This window comes from Rathayibacter tanaceti (assembly GCF_009834165.1).
GTDB lineage: Bacteria > Actinomycetota > Actinomycetes > Actinomycetales > Microbacteriaceae > Rathayibacter > Rathayibacter tanaceti.
Genome location: NZ_CP047186.1, coordinates 1684642 through 1699317, shown reverse-complemented (window position 1 = coordinate 1699317; position 14676 = coordinate 1684642). Strand labels below are relative to the sequence as shown.

Sequence of the window (14676 nt, the reverse complement as noted above, 5' to 3'; positions counted from 1 at the left end):
ATCAGCGTCCCGGGACGCGCACCATGCCCTCCTGGGCGACGCTCGCCACGAGCCGGCCGTCCCGTGCGTAGATCCTGCCGAGCGAGAGTCCGCGGCCGCCGGACGCGCTCGGCGCCTCCTGGACGTAGAGGAGCCACTCGTCGACCCGTGCCGGTCGGTGCCACCACATCGCGTGGTCGAGGCTCGCCATTCGCAGGCCCGGTGTCGTCCAGGCGATGCCGTGGCGACGGAGGGTCGACTCGAGGATCGTGTAGTCACTCGCATACGCGAGGGCGGCGCGGTGCAGCAGGGGATCGTCCGGCAGTGCTCCGAGCGAGCGCATCCAGATGCTCTGGTGCGCGACTCGCTGCGGATCGGCGCGGAGGTAGACGGGCTGCTCGACGTGGCGGACGTCGAAGGGCCGCTGCGTCGCCCAGAAGTTGCCCACCGGGTGGTCGATGCCGGCGAGGACCTCCGCAGTGCTCGGCAGCGACTCCGGCTCGGGAACTCCCTCCGGCATCGGTGCCTGGTGCTCGAGCCCCTCGTCCTCGGTCTGGAACGACGCGATCATCGACAGGATCGGCTGACCGTTCTGGTAGGCCTGCGTCCGTCGGGTGCAGAAGGATCGGCCGTCGTGGATCCGGTCGACGGAGAAGGTGATCGGGAGGCTGACGTCGCCCGGGCGGAGGAAGTAGCCGTGCATCGAGTGCACCGGGCGCTCCTCGACGGTGCGCCCCGCTGCGACGAGCGACTGGGCGAGCACCTGGCCGCCGAAGACCCGTCCCTCCGGCGTCCACTGGGAGGGGCCGGTCGAGATGTCCTCGCTGGTGCGTGCACCGGTGTCGGTCAGATCGAGTGCGGCGAGGAAGGAGGACAGGGGATCGGGCACGGTACCTCCGGGGTGTCGGACGGCGGGCCGGGCGGCCTCCGGGTAAGTTTACCGACGCGATGAGTTCGTCCTTCTCCCTGGCGGATCCGCCGAGCCTCTCGGATCTGCGCGTCTTCCTCGGCCGATCGGCACGGGTCGAGGACGGCGCCGTCCGCCTCCTCGCCGAGGATCACGTGCTCGCGGCCTACACAGCCGTGCTGCAGCCGAGGGGGCTGCTCGACCGCTCGGCGACGATCCTCGGGCTGCGGGTCTTCGCGCTCGAGGAGGCCGCCGGGTTCGACCGGGTCGTCCCGATTCGCGCTCTCTCGGACCGCCTCGCCCGCCTGCAGTGGGAGCCGGGCGGTGCCGACGGCAAGCCGGTCGTCCTGCCCGACGGCGATGACGCGACGGCCGGGGCCTGGGCGGGGATCTCGCCTCCGCGGGGTGGCTGGACGCGCCGTGAGCCCGTGGACCCCGCCGTCCTCGAGGCCGTCGCCCGAGCGGGCATCGACGAGATCGCCGCCGCAGTGGGTTCCGAGACCGGTGAGCAGATCGTGGGGCGCGTGCGGACGACGGTCTGGGGGCGGCCGATGGAGGGTCTCGAGGACGTGCCCGCCGGTGCCGCCTTCGCACTCTTCGCGCTCGGTTTCCTCGGAGGGGACGATCCCGTGGCACTGCTCGAGAGCGGATCCTGGCGCCGCCTCACGTCGCGTCGCGGTCATGTTCTGGTGCGCACGCCCGGCTGACGACGCTACTGGCCGATGCTGTTCACCATCGCGTGTGCGGCCCGCTCCAGGTAGTCCCACAACAGGGTCTCGTCAGCGGGCGCGAGTTCGAGCTCGTCGACCGCGACCCGCATGTGCTGGAGCCAGTGGTCGCGCGCGTCGGGAGTGATGCGGAACGGCTGATGCCGCATCCTCAGCCGCGGGTGCCCGCGCTCCTGGCTGTAGGTGCCCGGCCCGCCCCAGTACTGCTCGAGGAAGCCGGTCAGCCGCTGGATCGCTCCCTCGAGATCCTCCGCCGGGTACATCGGCCAGAGCAGGTCGTCCTCGCGGACGCCCTCGTAGAAGCGGCGCACAAGACGCTCGAAGGTGGGCCTGCCGCCCACGTGCTCCCAGAAGCTGCGCAGCGGAGGCGTGCCGCCGATCTGCAGGCCGCTCACGACTGCGGCCCCTGCACGGGAGACGTCGCGCCGCTGTCGCCGGGCGGGCGCTGCTCCCTGGGTCGCCGCACGGCGCGGGGCAGGCGCACCGGCTTACCGTGCTCTGTGGTGATCGTGGGCGACGGCGTCGTCCGTGGCGGCTTCGCGCCTCCGACGCTCGTCGCGCCGTCGAAGCCCTCGAGGACGACGGTCGAGAGCGAGGGCAGCTTCACGTCGAGCGCGTCGAGCGCCTTCTTCACGCGGAGCCGCAGCTCGCGGGCCACATCGTCCTTCGCAGTGGTGCGGGTCTTGACGACCACCCGGACGACGAGGGCGTCGTCGGCGATCGACTCGAGCCCCCAGAGCTCGGGCCTGTCGATGATCCGTGCTCGCCACCGGCTGCTCGCCGCGAGCTCGTTCGCCGTGGCGAGGACCGTCGACTGCACCTGCTCGAGATCGGTCTCGTACGGAACGGCGAGATCGACGATGACGCGCGACCAGCCTTGCGACATGTTGCCGACGCGAACGATCTCGCCGTTGCGGACGAACCAGAGCACGCCGTTGACGTCGCGGATCTGGGTCACGCGCACCCCGACGGACTCGACCACCCCCGTGGCCTGCCCGGTGTCGACCACATCGCCGACCCCGAGCTGATCCTCCGCGACCATGAAGAGGCCGTTGAGCACGTCCTTGACGATGTTCTGGGCACCGAAGCCCAGCCCCGCGCCGAGCGCGGCGGTGAGCAGCGCGAAGGAGCCGATGAGGTCCTTGTCGATGGTGCTGATGATCATCACCAGGGCGATCACGACGATGAGGATCGAGCTGATGTTGTTGAGGATCGAGCCCAGGGTTCGGGTGCGCTGCACCACCCGGACCGCGGCGAGCGGTGAGGCCGCGATGGCCTGCGTGTCTTCCACGCGCTGACGGCGCTTCACTCCCGACACGATCTGATCGACCACGCGCCCGATGAGGACGTGCGCGATGACGCGCACGATCAGCGCGCCGAGCACGATCGCGAGGACCCAGACCACCTTCCAGAAGGCGGGGGAGTCGAAGAACGACACGGTGGCGGCGACAGGATCCGGGGTCGAGGTCTCGAGAAGCAGCATGACTCCTCCAGGCTACGGGACGCCTCCCGCGGGAGTGCGAGCGCGAGGCTGGGCGCAGGCGGTCCGAGCCCCCGCCGTCGCCGCCATATAGATTCAGAGCAGGGCCCGCCCGGCCCCACGAACCGCCCCCAGGGGAAGGACGCCCGATGCTGCACTCCACCCGGACTCCCGCCGAGAAGCGGCGCCTGTTCCGTGAGCGCCTCGCGTCACAGGAGCTGTTGCAGCTGCCCGGCGCTTTCACTCCGCTCTCGGCGCGCCTGATTGAGGCGAAGGGCTTCGACGGCGTCTACGTCTCGGGCGCCGTCCTCTCGGCCGAGCTGGGCCTCCCGGACATCGGCCTCACCACACTCACCGAGGTCGCCGCCCGGTCTCAGCAGATCGCGCGGATGACCGATCTGCCGGTCCTCGTCGACGCCGACACCGGCTTCGGCGAGCCGCTCAACGTCGCGCGCACGGTGCAGACGCTCGAGGACGCGGGAGTCGCGGGCCTGCACATCGAGGACCAAGTGAACCCCAAGCGCTGCGGTCATCTCGACGGCAAGGCGGTCGTCGACGAGGCGACGTCGGTCAGGAGGATCGCCGCCGCGGTCGACGCTCGGCGCGACCCGGATCTAGTGATCATGGCCCGCACCGACATCCGCGCGCTGGACGGCCTGCCGGCCGCGATCGAGCGGGCCCAGCGCCTCGTCGACGCCGGTGCCGATGCGATCTTCCCCGAGGCGATGCGCGATCTCGCCGAGTTCGAGGCAGTCCGCGCCGCGATCGACGTGCCGATCCTGGCCAACATGACCGAGTTCGGCAAGAGCGAGCTCTTCACCGCTCGTCAGCTCGCCGACATCGGCGTGAACGTCGTGATCCATCCGGTCTCGCTGCTCCGGATCGCCATGGGCGCCGCCATGCGGGCGCTCGACACGCTGAAAACCGAGGGGTCCCTCCGCGCGGAGGTGCCGGGTATGCAGACGCGCGCCGAGCTGTACGAGCTGCTCGACTACGCCTCCTACAGCCGCTTCGACGAGGGCGTGTTCGACTTCTCGCTCGCCGAGCACTACGGCGCCTGAACTCGTCGGCGCCCGTCGGACGGGCGTCCGGCATGACCCGGCGGCGCTCCCCGGCGCCGACGTCCCCTCTCGCGAAGGAGCGAAGGATGAGCACGACAGACCAGGACATCCGCAAAGGCCTCGTGGGGGTCGTCGTCGACACGACGGCGGTCTCGAAGGTCGACCCGGCGTCGAACTCGTTGCTGTACCGCGGCTACCCGGTGCAGGAGCTGGCCGCCGCGAGGCCGTTCGAGGACGTCGCCTGGCTGCTCTGGAACGGCGAGCTGCCGACCCGCGAGCAGGCGACCGGGCTGGCCGCCGTCGAGCGGGCGCATCGGGCGCCGGCACCGGAGGTCAGCGCGGTGATCGACCTGCTGCCGGTCTCCGCGCATCCGATGGACGTCGTGCGCACCGCAGTGAGCGTCCTCGGCGCGCTCGACCCGGATCCGGACGCTGACGCGCCGGAGGCGGTGCTCGAGCGCTCGGTGCGCCTGTGGGCGGCTCTGCCCGGCATCGTCGCCCTGGCGCAGCGCCGGCGACGCGGGCTGCGGCCGATCGAGCCCCGCGATGATCTCGACTACTCCGAGAACTTCCTCTGGATGACGTTCGGCGCGGTTCCCGACCCGGTCGTCGTCGATGCGTTCCGGGTCTCGCTCGTGCTCTACGCCGAGCACTCGTTCAACGCCTCTACCTTCACCGCGCGCGTGGTGACCTCCACCCTCTCGGACGTGTACTCCGCGGTCACGGCCGCGGTCGGCGCGCTCAAGGGGTCGCTGCACGGAGGCGCGAACGAGGCTGTGCTGCACGTTCTCGACGAGATCGGACAGGGTCCCGACGCGGCGTGTCGATCGGAGGAGTGGCTCGCCGGCGCCCTCGGCGAGCGCCGCAAGGTGATGGGCTTCGGGCACCGGGTCTACAAGTCCGGCGATTCGAGGGTGCCCACCATGGAGGCGGCGCTGCGCCGGCTCGCCGAGCACGAGGGCGCCGCCGAGCTGATCGAGTTGTACGACGCGCTGGCCGCCGCGATGGCGGAGCGCACGGGGATCCTGCCCAACCTCGACTACCCGTCCGGACCCGCGTACCGGCTGATCGGCTTCGACACCGAGATCTTCACACCGCTGTTCGTGGCAGCACGGGTGGTGGGGTGGACGGCGCACGTGATCGAGCAGCGCGCCTCGAACGCGCTCATCCGACCGCTGTCCGCGTACGACGGGCCGGCGCGGCGCTCCGTGCCGGGGATCTGACCCGATCGGAGCACCGAGCCGACCGGAGCCTCGACCCGCCCCGGTTGCGCGAGCACCTGAGCGTCGAGCAGACGGGGCCGGTGGTGCGGGTCAGCTCTGCGCGTCGCGCGCCTGCGCCCGCAGCGCGCGCTCGACACCGGCCAGGTTCTCGATCACGAGGCGCCGCAGCGCGGGTACCTCGGGGTTCGCGTCGAGCCACGCCCGCGTCGCGTCGACGATCTCCTGCGACGGTGCGGCTGCCGGGTAGAACCCCACGACCAGGTACTCCGCGATCTTGTAGCTCTTCGACTCCCACAGCGAGCGCAGTGCGCCGAAGTACACCGGGACCATCGTCTCGAGCAGGTGCGGGTCCGCGACCCGCTGGAAGCCGAGCCCTGTCGAGCGGACGATCGTGTTCGGTGCCGAGTCGTCGGCGGTGACCGACTCCCAGGCTGCGAGTTTCGCCTCCGCCGTGGGCAGCGCCGCGCGTGCGTGCGCGGCCGACTGCTGCCCGCTGGCAGTGGTGTCGGAGTCGAGTGCCGCGTCGATCTCGTTCGCACCGGCCCGCCCGCCCGCGACGAGCGCGATCAGCAGCTCCCAGCCGAGGTCGGTGTCGATGTCGAGCCCGTCGAGCGCCGTGCCGCCGTCGAGCAGCGCCTGGACCGCCTCGAGGTGAGCGGGCGTCGAGGCGATCGCCGCGAAGAACCTCACGAACTGGAACTGCGCGTCGCTGCCGGCCTCCGCCTGCTGGGCGAGCGTCCACAGCTGGTCGCCCACCTCCTCGACGACCTCGGCCCGGTGCTCCGGGGCGACGTACTGGCCGGCGGTGGTCACCAGCTGGTTCAGCACGGTGCGCAGCGTGGTCGACTCGGTCTCGGTCGCGATGTTCCCCAGCACCAGGCGCACGAAGTCGCGTGGCGCTGACTCTGCGTCCCGGGTCGCGTCCCAGGCCGAACCCCAGACCAGCGAGCGGGCGAGCGGGTTCTCGATGCTCGCCAGATGCTCGATGGCGACGGCGAGCGACGCGTCGTCGAGACGGATCTTCGCGTAGGCGAGGTCGTCGTCGTTGAGCAGGACGAGCGCCGGCCGGGTCCGGCCGATCAGCTCGGGCACCTCGGTTCGCTCGCCGTCGACGTCGAGCTCCAGGCGGTGCACCCGCACGAGGCGGTCGCCCTCGAAGTCGTAGAGGCCGATCGCGAGGCGGTGCGGGCGGACCGTCGGATAGTCCTCGACAGCGCTCTGCAGGATCGCGAACGACGCGATCGATCCGCTCTCGTCGACCACGATCTCGGGACGCAGCGTGTTCACCCCGGCGGTCTCGAGCCACTGCGCCGACCACTGCGTGAGATCGCGCCCGCTCGTGGCCTCGAGCTCGACGAGCAGATCGCTCAGCTCGGTGTTCGAGAACGCGTGCTTCACGAAGTACTCGTGCACGCCCGCGAGGAACTCCTTCTCGCCGACCCACGCGACGAGCTGCTTCAGAACCGAGGCGCCCTTCGCGTAGGTGATGCCGTCGAAGTTGACCTGGACGTCCTCCAGATCGTTGATCGTCGCGACGATCGGGTGCGTCGACGGCAGTTGGTCCTGACGGTACGCCCAGCTCTTCTCCATCGCCGCGAAAGTGGTCCACGCCTCGGTCCACTCGGTCGCCTCGGCCGTTGCGAGGGTGGAGGCGTACTCGGCGAACGACTCGTTCAGCCAGAGGTCGTTCCACCACTTCATCGTCACGAGGTCGCCGAACCACATGTGGGCGAGCTCGTGCAGGATCGTGACGACCCGGCGCTCCCTGACCGCCTCGGTCACCTTCGAGCGGAACACGTACGTCTCGGTGAAGGTGACCGCTCCGGCGTTCTCCATCGCCCCGGCGTTGAACTCGGGGACGAACAGCTGGTCGTACTTCGCGAACGGGTAGGGGACTCCGAACTTCTCCTCGTAGAAGGCGAAGCCCTGCTTGGTCTTCTCGAACACGTAGCCGGCGTCGAGGAAGGGCGCGAGCGAGGCACGCGCGAAGACACCCAGCGGGATCGTGCGCCCGTCGGAGGAGACCAGCGAGTCCCTCTCGACGACGTAGGGTCCCGCGATGAGGGCGGTGACGTACGAGGAGATGCGCGGGGTGGGCGCGAAGCGCCAGGTCGCCGTCCCCTCGCCCGCGGGAACCGGCTCCGGCGTCGGCTGGTTCGAGACGACCTGCCACGCCTCGGGCGCCGTCACGGTGAAGCGGAAGGCCGCCTTGAGGTCGGGCTGCTCGAACACCGCGAAGACGCGACGCGAGTCCGGCACCTCGAACTGCGAGTACAGGTAGACCTCGCCGTCGACCGGATCGACGAAGCGGTGCAGGCCCTCCCCGGTGTTCGTGTACATCGCCTCCGCCACGACCGTCAGCTCGTTGTCGGCGGCGAGCGAGTCCAGGCGGATGCGCACGCCGTCGGCGACGTCCGCGGGGTCGAGCTCCGCTCCGTTCAGCGTCACGGAGTGCACGGTCCTGGTGATCGCGTCGAGGAAGGTCGACGCCCCCTCGGTCGCTGAGAAGCGCACGGTGGTGGTGCTGAGGAAGGTCTCCGGTCCTCGCGTCACGTCGAGGACGATGTCGTAGTCGTGGACCTGGATCAGCGAGGCGCGCTCCTGCGCCTCGCTCCGGGTGAGGTTGTCTCCTGGCACGGGGTGCTCCATCCGTTCGTCTCGGGCGCTGCCGCGGGCGCCTGGGTGCGGACGCCGCCGATCCACCCTAGAGCCGTCGGTGGTTTCCGGAGGCGTGGACCGTCCGATCGCCCAGGGGGTCCCTGAGCGTCACCGCGGCCCCGCACGGCGGCGTACCGTGGAGGCATGACCTCCGTGGATTTCTGGTTCGATCCCTCCTGCCCCTGGGCCTGGATGACCTCGCGTTTCGTGGACGAGGTGACCCCCGCCCGCGAGCTCGACGTGCAGTGGCACATCATGAGCCTCGCGGTCCTCAATGAGGACAACGACGTCGACGAGGCTTACCGCGCCTTCTTCCCGCGGGCGCTGCGCTACACCCGCCTCGTCTCCGCCGTCGCCGAGCGCGAGGGCCGCGAGCACGTGAAGCCGCTGTACGACGCTCTCGGCACGCGGATCCACGTCGGCGGACGCTCCGACGCCGAGGCGATCATCGCGGAGTCGCTCGCCGAGGTCGGCCTCCCCGCCGAGCTGTCCGCCTACGCCGACTCGGACGAGTACGACGGGCCCATGCGTGCGTCCCACTTCGACGGCATCGGCCGGGTGGGCCAGGACGTCGGGACTCCCGTGATCGCCCTGGGCGACGTCGCCTTCTTCGGTCCCGTCATCTCGCCCGCTCCCCGTGGTGAGCAGGCACTGGCGCTCTGGGACGGCGTCGTGGCGGCGGCCTCCTACGACGGCTTCTTCGAGCTCAAGCGCTCGCGCACCCGCGACCCGCAGTTCGACTGAGCCGACCCGCGGTACTCTGACTCCCGGCCCCGGCATCACGGGCCTCAGACGGCTTTCCGGGAGGACGAGCGCGTGCGCATCCACATCGCCACGGACCACGCAGGGCTGGACTTCAGCCGGCACCTGATCGAGCACCTCGGCGCCGCCGGTCACGACGTGATCGACCACGGCCCCACGTCGTACGACCCGCTCGACGACTATCCCTCGTTCTGTATCAACGCGGCGGCCGCCGTCGTGCGCGATCAGCAGGCGGGCGTCGAGGCGCTCGGCGTCGTGTTCGGCGGCTCCGGCAACGGCGAGCAGATCGCGGCGAACAAGGTCCCGGGCGTGCGCGCCGCCCTCGTGTGGAATCTGAGCACCGCGGTCCTCGCTCGCCAGCACAACGACGCGAACGTCATCTCCATCGGTGCCCGCCAGCACTCGGTCGAGGAAGCGACCGGCTTCATCGACGCGTTCGTCGCCGAGCCCTTCAGCTTCGAGGAGCGTCACGCGCGCCGGATCGCCCAGCTCGCCGAGTACGAGGCCACCGGCGCCATCGCGGGTCGCGTGATCGACTCCGCCGAGAAGGGCCGCTGAGTGCCCGAGGGGCACTCCGTCCACCGGATCGCACTCCAGTTCGAGCGCGACGTCGTCGGGCACCGCGTCGCCACGAGCAGCCCCCAGGGCCGTTTCGCCGAAGGGGCGGCGCTGCTCGACGGCCGCCTGGTGCTGGAGTCGACAGCCGTCGGCAAGCACCTCCTCCTCCGCTTCGAGGGCGAGCTGACGCTGCACGTCCACCTCGGCCTCTACGGCGCCTGGGACTTCCTCGGCAGGGTGTCGCCGCTGTTCCCGGACGGCACGGCGGGCAGCAGCATCGGAGCGCCCCGCCGCCGCCGGGCTGTGCGCCTGTCCGAGACCGAGCATGAGACCGACGGCGACCTCGACGAGTTCCCGCCGCCCCCCGTCGGCGCTGTGCGCGTGCGCATCCGGACGGAGGAGACGGTCGCCGACCTGCGCGGCCCCACCGCCTGCGAGGTGATGGACCCCGCCCAGGTCGACGCTCTGCTCGCCCGGCTCGGACCGGACCCGGCGGCGGACGACTCCGACGAGGCCCGCGACCGCTTCGTGAACCGGCTGCGCCGGACGGCGACGCCCGTCGGTCTGGTGCTGATGGACCAGTCGATCGTGAGCGGGATCGGGAACATCTACCGTGCCGAGCTGCTCTACCGCGCCGGGCTCGATCCGCACACCCCCGGCAAGCAGGTGCCGCTTGATGTCGCCCGCGAGCTCTGGAGCGATTGGGCGCACCTGCTCGAGGACGGTATCCGAACGGGGATGATGATCACCCGGCGCGACCTGACCGCGCCGGAGCGCGCGAAGGCCGTGCGCAGCCATGCCGAGCGCAACTACGTCTACAAGCGCGAGGGACTGCCGTGCCGAGTGTGCGGCACGCACGTCCTGCTCGAGGAGATCGGCGCGCGCAAGCTCTACTGGTGCCCGGTGTGCCAGTCGTGACCGGCTGAGCACGAGGAGAGGACCGCATGCTCCACGACGACCACTGGGCGAACGGGCGGGACGAGCGATGACCCCCGGGCTCCTGCTGCGCGACGCGCGCCTGCTCGGTTCCTCCGGACCGGTGCCCGTGCTTCTGCGGGGCGGCCGGGTGGAGGCGGTCGGCGCCGCTGCCGAGGCCTCACCGGGAGACGACGTGCGCGAGCTCGACGGGCGCTGGCTGATGCCCGGCCTCTGGGACGAGCATGTGCATTTCTCGCAGTGGGCGATGACGGCACCGCGACTCGACCTGTCTGCCGCCTCCTCCGCCCGCGAGGTGGCGGTCACGGTGCGCCGTCGGCTGGCGGAGACCAGCGGGCCGGCCACGCTCGTCGGCTTCGGGTTCCGCGACGGCCTGTGGCCGGAGCCGCCGACGACGGCGCTCCTCGACGAGGTGTCGTTCGAGCGCCCGATCGTGCTGATCAGCGGGGACCTGCACTGCGCCTGGCTGAACACGGCCGCCTACCACCGCTACGGCTTCGGGCGGCAGGACGATCTGCTCCGCGAGGATCCGTGCTTCGAACTGGTCACGGCGCTCGGCGCCCTCAGCGACGACGATCTCGACCTCCTCGTCGACGAGGCGGCGCGTCGAGCGGCGACGCGCGGCGTCGTCGGAGTCGTGGACCTCGAGATGCGGTGGAACGTCGGAGACTGGACGCGTCGGGTCGCCCGGGGCACCCGAGCCCTCCGGGTCGAGACGGGCGTGTACCGAGACCATCTCGACCGCGCGCTCTCCGAGGGGCTGCGCTCGGGCGACGAACTGCCGGCCGGAGAGGGGCTGCTCCGGATGGGCCCGCTGAAGGTCCTGATCGACGGCTCTCTGAACACGCGGACGGCGTACTGCGCGGACCCTTACCCAGGGCACGAAAGCCGCGGCACGCTCACGGTCGACCCCGGTGAGCTGGACGCCCTGCTCGCCCGTGCCGCGGACGGCGGCATCCGCGCGACCGTCCACGCGATCGGAGACGCAGCGGCGACGGTGGCGCTCGACGCCCTGGGGCGGATCGGCGGCGGCCGGATCGAGCACGCCCAGCTGGTCGCCGACGCCGATCTGCCGCGCTTCGCCGCGCTCCGCGTTGAGGCGGGAGTCCAGCCGGCGCACGCCCTCGACGATCGCGACGTGGCGGAGCACTACTGGCCGGGGCGCACGGGACGCGCTTTCGCGCTGCGCTCCCTGCTCGACTCCGGTGCGAGCGTGGTGTTCGGCTCGGATGCGCCGGTGGCCCCGCTCGACCCCTGGGTCGCTGTCTCGGCGGCGGTCGCTCGGGCGCGGCCGGGGGAGGAGCCGTGGCACCCGGAACAGCGGGTCAGCGTCGAAGAGGCGATCGTGTCCTCCACGCGGGTGCGCCGTCTCCGCCCGCGGGCCGGCGATCCCGCCGACCTGGTCGTGCTCGACCGTGATCCGCTCAGCGCCGATGCGGAGGGCCTGCGCTCGATGCCGGTCGCCGCGACCCTGCTGGCGGGACGCCTCACCCACGGAGACTGACGGAGCATCCCTCGAGCTGTCCCGCGGGGAGCGAACTGTCGCCTCGGGCGACGCACCAGCGGCGCGGGTGGCCGCTCACCGCGCCAGGCACGTCCTGGAACGACGCACGGCCCGCCGGATCCGTGGATCCAGCGGGCCGTGCGGGGGACCGGTTCTCAGCTCTCGCTGACGTGAGCGAAGAGGAACCAGCGGTCCTTCTCGAGGCCGCGGCCGATCTCAATCGCGACGTCCTGGCTGCTCGCGTCGATCTCGGCGAGCTCGGCGATCGCCGTGTTGACGGTCGCGATCGCGACGTCCATCTGGCGGATGATCTCGACGATCGCGTTCTCGGAGCGCTGGAATCCTGGGGTGAGCGGCTCGGACTGCGTAGCGGACGCGACCGTCTGAATGCGTGCGTCGACGGGCAGGCCGAGGGCGACGACCCGTTCGGCCGCGAGGTCGGCCCACTCGATCGAGTGCGCGACGATCGTGTCGAGCAGCTCGTGCACGCCAATGAAGTTGGCGCCACGGACGTGCCAGTGCGCCTGCTTGCCGTTGACCGCGAGAGCCGTCATCTCGACGACGACGGGGCTGAGGAACTGCGCGACTCCGGATGCGACATCCGGGTTCGACGAGGTGAGCGACGTGACGGATGTGGTGGACATCGTCTGTTCCTTTCGAGAGGGGGTGACTGATCGTCAACAGTACGCAGATCCTGGGGCGTCGCAAGCAAGCGCAGGCTCGGCTCAGTCGGGAGAAGGAGAGGCTCACCTGGCCGCGAGGAGCACTGATCCGGCGGCCCACCCCGGGTCTCGCGCGGCCTCCGCCGCTACGCTCGAGCGGTCACCGCGGCGGTCGCGGGTGCGAGGAGGATCGGATGAGCGCGGCACCGACGGCCCTCGGTGAGGCGATCCGCGGGTACTTGCAGCTCTGGCGTCGGATGCCGCGGGAGGCGCTCTCGCTGGTGCTCGCGGTTCCGCTCGCACTGGTCGGCTCTTTCTGCGCCACCGTCGCGCTCGCTCTCGCGGTCGGTCTCGTCGGAGTGCTGATCGGCCTGGCCTTCTTCCCCGCCGCCCTGCACACCGGTCGCTTCTTCTCGCGCGGAGCTCGGCGGCTCGATGTCCTGGCAGGCAGACCGGCGGTGCCGGATCCGCAGTGGCGCCGTCCGCCCGCCTCGGTCTCGCCCGCCACCTTCGCCTTCTACGGCCCGGTCATCGACGGGCACTACTGGCTGGCACTGCTGCACACGATCCTCGTCGCCCCGATGCTCGCCCTCGTCTTCGGCGCCGTTCTCGCGCTGTGGAGCTGGACGGGGATCGGCACGCTGGTCTCCGCCCTCGACGGGACCGCCGCGGTGAGCCCGGTCGAACTCGTCCTCGGTGTCGGCACCTCCGTCCTCGGCCTGCCGGGGCCGCCGGCCGGGTTCGTCTCGGCGGCGGCGGTCGCGATGACGGTCCTGTTCATCTCCACCCTCCCGTTCGCCACCCGCGGGCTCACCCTGGCGCGCTACCTCGTCGATCGCCTGCTGCTCGGGCCCTGGGAGTCGGAGGCGCTGCAGCGCGAGGTCGCCGAGCTCAGTGCGTCGCGCGGCGCAGCCGTCGCCGCCGAGGACCGGGGGCTGCGGCAGCTCGAGCGCGACATCCACGACGGCCCGCAGCAGCGTCTGATCCGCGTGCAGATGGATCTCGCCTCCGCTCGGAACCGCCTCGCCAGCGATCCGGACTCGGCCGCCCGGCTCGTCGACGAGGCGCGCGAGCACGTGGGGACCGCCCTCGACGAGCTGCGCGCACTCTCCCGCGGAGTCGCGCCGCCGATCCTCCAGGACCGAGGCCTCGAGGCCGCCGTGCAGTCGCTCGCCGCCCTCAGCCCGGCCCCGGTCGAGGTCGTCACCGAGCACCCGGTGACCGATCTGCCCCCGGAGGTCGAGCGCAGCGTCTACTTCGTGATCGCAGAGCTGCTCGCGAACGCCTCCAAGCATGCGTCTGCGCGCTCGATCAAGGTGCACCTCGACTCCCGGGAGGCGGGTGCAGCGGGGGAGCGCTGGCTCGATGCATGGGTGGTCGACGACGGAGTGGGCGGTGCCGTACCGGTCACAGGACACGGCCTCGAGGGGGTCAGCGGTCGCGTGCGGGGACTGCGCGGGGTGATCGCCGTCCAGTCCCCAGTCGGCGGCCCCACCGCGATCGGCGTCCACGTGCCGTACCGGCCCGTCCTATCCTGAGGTGGTGTCCGTGATCCGCGTCGCCATCGCCGAGGATTCTGTGCTTCTCCGCGAGGGCCTGGTCCGTCTCTTCGAGGACGCCGGTTTCGCCTCGGTCGGCGCGTTCGGCGACGCAGACAGCCTGCTCGCGGTCCTCGTCCGCGACCCGGGCTCCGTGGATGTCGCCGTGCTCGATGTGCGGATGCCGCCGACCTTCCGTGACGAGGGCGTCCGTGCTGCGCTCGAGATCCGTCGTCGCCACCCGGGCATCGCCGTTCTTCTGCTCAGCCAGTACGTCGAGGTGACCTACGCACAGGAGCTGCTCGGCTCGGGCGAGGGCGGCCTCGGCTACCTGCTCAAGGACCGCGTCGCCTCGTTGGAGGAGCTGCGCGACGCTGTCGAGCGGGTCGCGGCAGGCGGGACGGTCCTCGACCCGCAGGTCGTCGCCTCCCTGCTGCAGCGCAACCGCGACCCACTGGCCGCGCTCACGCCTCGCGAGCGAGAGGTGCTCGAGCAGATGGCGCAGGGCCGCACCAACGCGGGGATCGCCTCCGCTCTTTTCGTCGGAGTGGGGGCTGTCGAGAAGAACGTGACCGCGATCTTCCAGAAGCTCGGGCTCGAGGATTCGGGCTCCGACCACCGGCGCGTCCTGGCCGTCCTGGCCTGGCTCCGCGCCCGGCGCTGACGCCGTGGTCCACGTT

At 71.3% G+C, this 14676-nt stretch carries 14 protein-coding genes; 9 read left to right on the top strand and 5 right to left on the bottom strand.

The annotated features are described in order from the left end of the window. Position 1 precedes the first annotated feature (1 nt). On the bottom strand, positions 2-868 hold the full coding sequence (locus GSU10_RS07975; protein WP_199220810.1) for an acyl-CoA thioesterase: 867 nt from the start codon (positions 866-868) through the stop codon (positions 2-4). 59 nt (positions 869-927) lie between these two features. On the opposite strand from GSU10_RS07975, the gene GSU10_RS07970 reads away from it, so the two are divergent. Further along, positions 928-1593 (top strand): DUF8185 domain-containing protein, encoded by a 666-nt coding sequence (locus tag GSU10_RS07970; RefSeq protein WP_068207368.1) that lies wholly within the window; start codon positions 928-930, stop codon positions 1591-1593. A gap of 5 nt (positions 1594-1598) precedes the next feature. On the opposite strand, the gene GSU10_RS07965 is transcribed toward GSU10_RS07970, so the two are convergent. After that, positions 1599-2009, bottom strand: a complete 411-nt coding sequence (locus GSU10_RS07965) for a globin (RefSeq protein ID WP_277871421.1) — start codon at positions 2007-2009, stop codon at positions 1599-1601. After that, on the bottom strand, positions 2006-3097 hold the full coding sequence (locus tag GSU10_RS07960; protein ID WP_068207365.1) for a mechanosensitive ion channel family protein: 1092 nt from the start codon (positions 3095-3097) through the stop codon (positions 2006-2008). Before GSU10_RS07960 ends, GSU10_RS07965 begins: the two co-directional genes overlap by 4 nt. Positions 3098-3243: 146 nt before the next feature. Between GSU10_RS07960 and prpB the strand changes: the two genes are divergently transcribed. Both prpB and GSU10_RS07950 read left to right on the top strand, forming a co-directional pair. Beyond that, positions 3244-4155, top strand: coding sequence for a methylisocitrate lyase (gene prpB / locus GSU10_RS07955; protein WP_132504265.1), 912 nt, complete (start codon positions 3244-3246; stop codon positions 4153-4155). An 86-nt stretch (positions 4156-4241) separates the two neighbouring features. Then, the gene (locus GSU10_RS07950) at positions 4242-5378 is read left to right on the top strand and encodes a bifunctional 2-methylcitrate synthase/citrate synthase (protein WP_132504267.1); all 1137 of its coding nucleotides are present in this window, start codon (positions 4242-4244) and stop codon (positions 5376-5378) included. A 90-nt stretch (positions 5379-5468) separates the two neighbouring features. Here the strand turns inward: GSU10_RS07950 and pepN are convergent, their stop codons facing one another. After that, the gene (gene pepN, locus GSU10_RS07945; protein ID WP_068207439.1) at positions 5469-8015 is read right to left on the bottom strand and encodes an aminopeptidase N; all 2547 of its coding nucleotides are present in this window, start codon (positions 8013-8015) and stop codon (positions 5469-5471) included. Between the two features lie 165 nt (positions 8016-8180). Between pepN and GSU10_RS07940 the strand changes: the two genes are divergently transcribed. The 4 genes from GSU10_RS07940 to GSU10_RS07925 all read left to right on the top strand — a co-directional run bounded on the left by GSU10_RS07940 (position 8181) and on the right by GSU10_RS07925 (position 11796). Continuing rightward, positions 8181-8780: a mycothiol-dependent nitroreductase Rv2466c family protein gene (locus GSU10_RS07940; protein WP_068207362.1), complete on the top strand. Its 600-nt coding sequence runs from the start codon at positions 8181-8183 to the stop codon at positions 8778-8780. A gap of 72 nt (positions 8781-8852) precedes the next feature. Then, on the top strand, positions 8853-9356 hold the full coding sequence (locus GSU10_RS07935) for a ribose-5-phosphate isomerase (protein ID WP_068207360.1): 504 nt from the start codon (positions 8853-8855) through the stop codon (positions 9354-9356). Next, positions 9357-10274 carry an Fpg/Nei family DNA glycosylase gene (locus GSU10_RS07930; protein ID WP_132504269.1) on the top strand — a complete coding sequence of 306 codons (918 nt, stop codon included), beginning with the start codon at positions 9357-9359 and terminating at the stop codon, positions 10272-10274. A 67-nt stretch (positions 10275-10341) separates the two neighbouring features. After that, positions 10342-11796, top strand: a complete 1455-nt coding sequence (locus GSU10_RS07925) for an amidohydrolase (protein ID WP_068207357.1) — start codon at positions 10342-10344, stop codon at positions 11794-11796. A 155-nt stretch (positions 11797-11951) separates the two neighbouring features. Here the strand turns inward: GSU10_RS07925 and GSU10_RS07920 are convergent, their stop codons facing one another. Then, positions 11952-12440 carry a Dps family protein gene (locus GSU10_RS07920; RefSeq protein WP_068207354.1) on the bottom strand — a complete coding sequence of 163 codons (489 nt, stop codon included), beginning with the start codon at positions 12438-12440 and terminating at the stop codon, positions 11952-11954. 212 nt (positions 12441-12652) lie between these two features. On the opposite strand from GSU10_RS07920, the gene GSU10_RS07915 reads away from it, so the two are divergent. Both GSU10_RS07915 and GSU10_RS07910 read left to right on the top strand, forming a co-directional pair. Beyond that, positions 12653-13996: a sensor histidine kinase gene (locus tag GSU10_RS07915; protein WP_068207351.1), complete on the top strand. Its 1344-nt coding sequence runs from the start codon at positions 12653-12655 to the stop codon at positions 13994-13996. Between the two features lie 4 nt (positions 13997-14000). Next, positions 14001-14660, top strand: coding sequence for a response regulator transcription factor (locus tag GSU10_RS07910; protein ID WP_068207436.1), 660 nt, complete (start codon positions 14001-14003; stop codon positions 14658-14660). The last annotated feature ends 16 nt before the right edge of the window (positions 14661-14676 follow it).

Excerpts from the sequence above, each read along its gene's own strand:
- GSU10_RS07920 (WP_068207354.1), bottom strand. The coding sequence starts at position 12,440 with ATGTCCACCACATCCGTCACGTCGCTCACCTCGTCGAACCCGGATGTC.
- GSU10_RS07950 (WP_132504267.1), top strand. The coding sequence starts at position 4,242 with ATGAGCACGACAGACCAGGACATCCGCAAAGGCCTCGTGGGGGTCGTC.
- GSU10_RS07970 (WP_068207368.1), top strand. The coding sequence starts at position 928 with ATGAGTTCGTCCTTCTCCCTGGCGGATCCGCCGAGCCTCTCGGATCTG.
- prpB (WP_132504265.1), top strand. The coding sequence starts at position 3,244 with ATGCTGCACTCCACCCGGACTCCCGCCGAGAAGCGGCGCCTGTTCCGT.
- GSU10_RS07925 (WP_068207357.1), top strand. The coding sequence starts at position 10,342 with ATGACCCCCGGGCTCCTGCTGCGCGACGCGCGCCTGCTCGGTTCCTCC.
- GSU10_RS07960 (WP_068207365.1), bottom strand. The coding sequence starts at position 3,097 with ATGCTGCTTCTCGAGACCTCGACCCCGGATCCTGTCGCCGCCACCGTG.
- GSU10_RS07940 (WP_068207362.1), top strand. The coding sequence starts at position 8,181 with ATGACCTCCGTGGATTTCTGGTTCGATCCCTCCTGCCCCTGGGCCTGG.
- GSU10_RS07915 (WP_068207351.1), top strand. The coding sequence starts at position 12,653 with ATGAGCGCGGCACCGACGGCCCTCGGTGAGGCGATCCGCGGGTACTTG.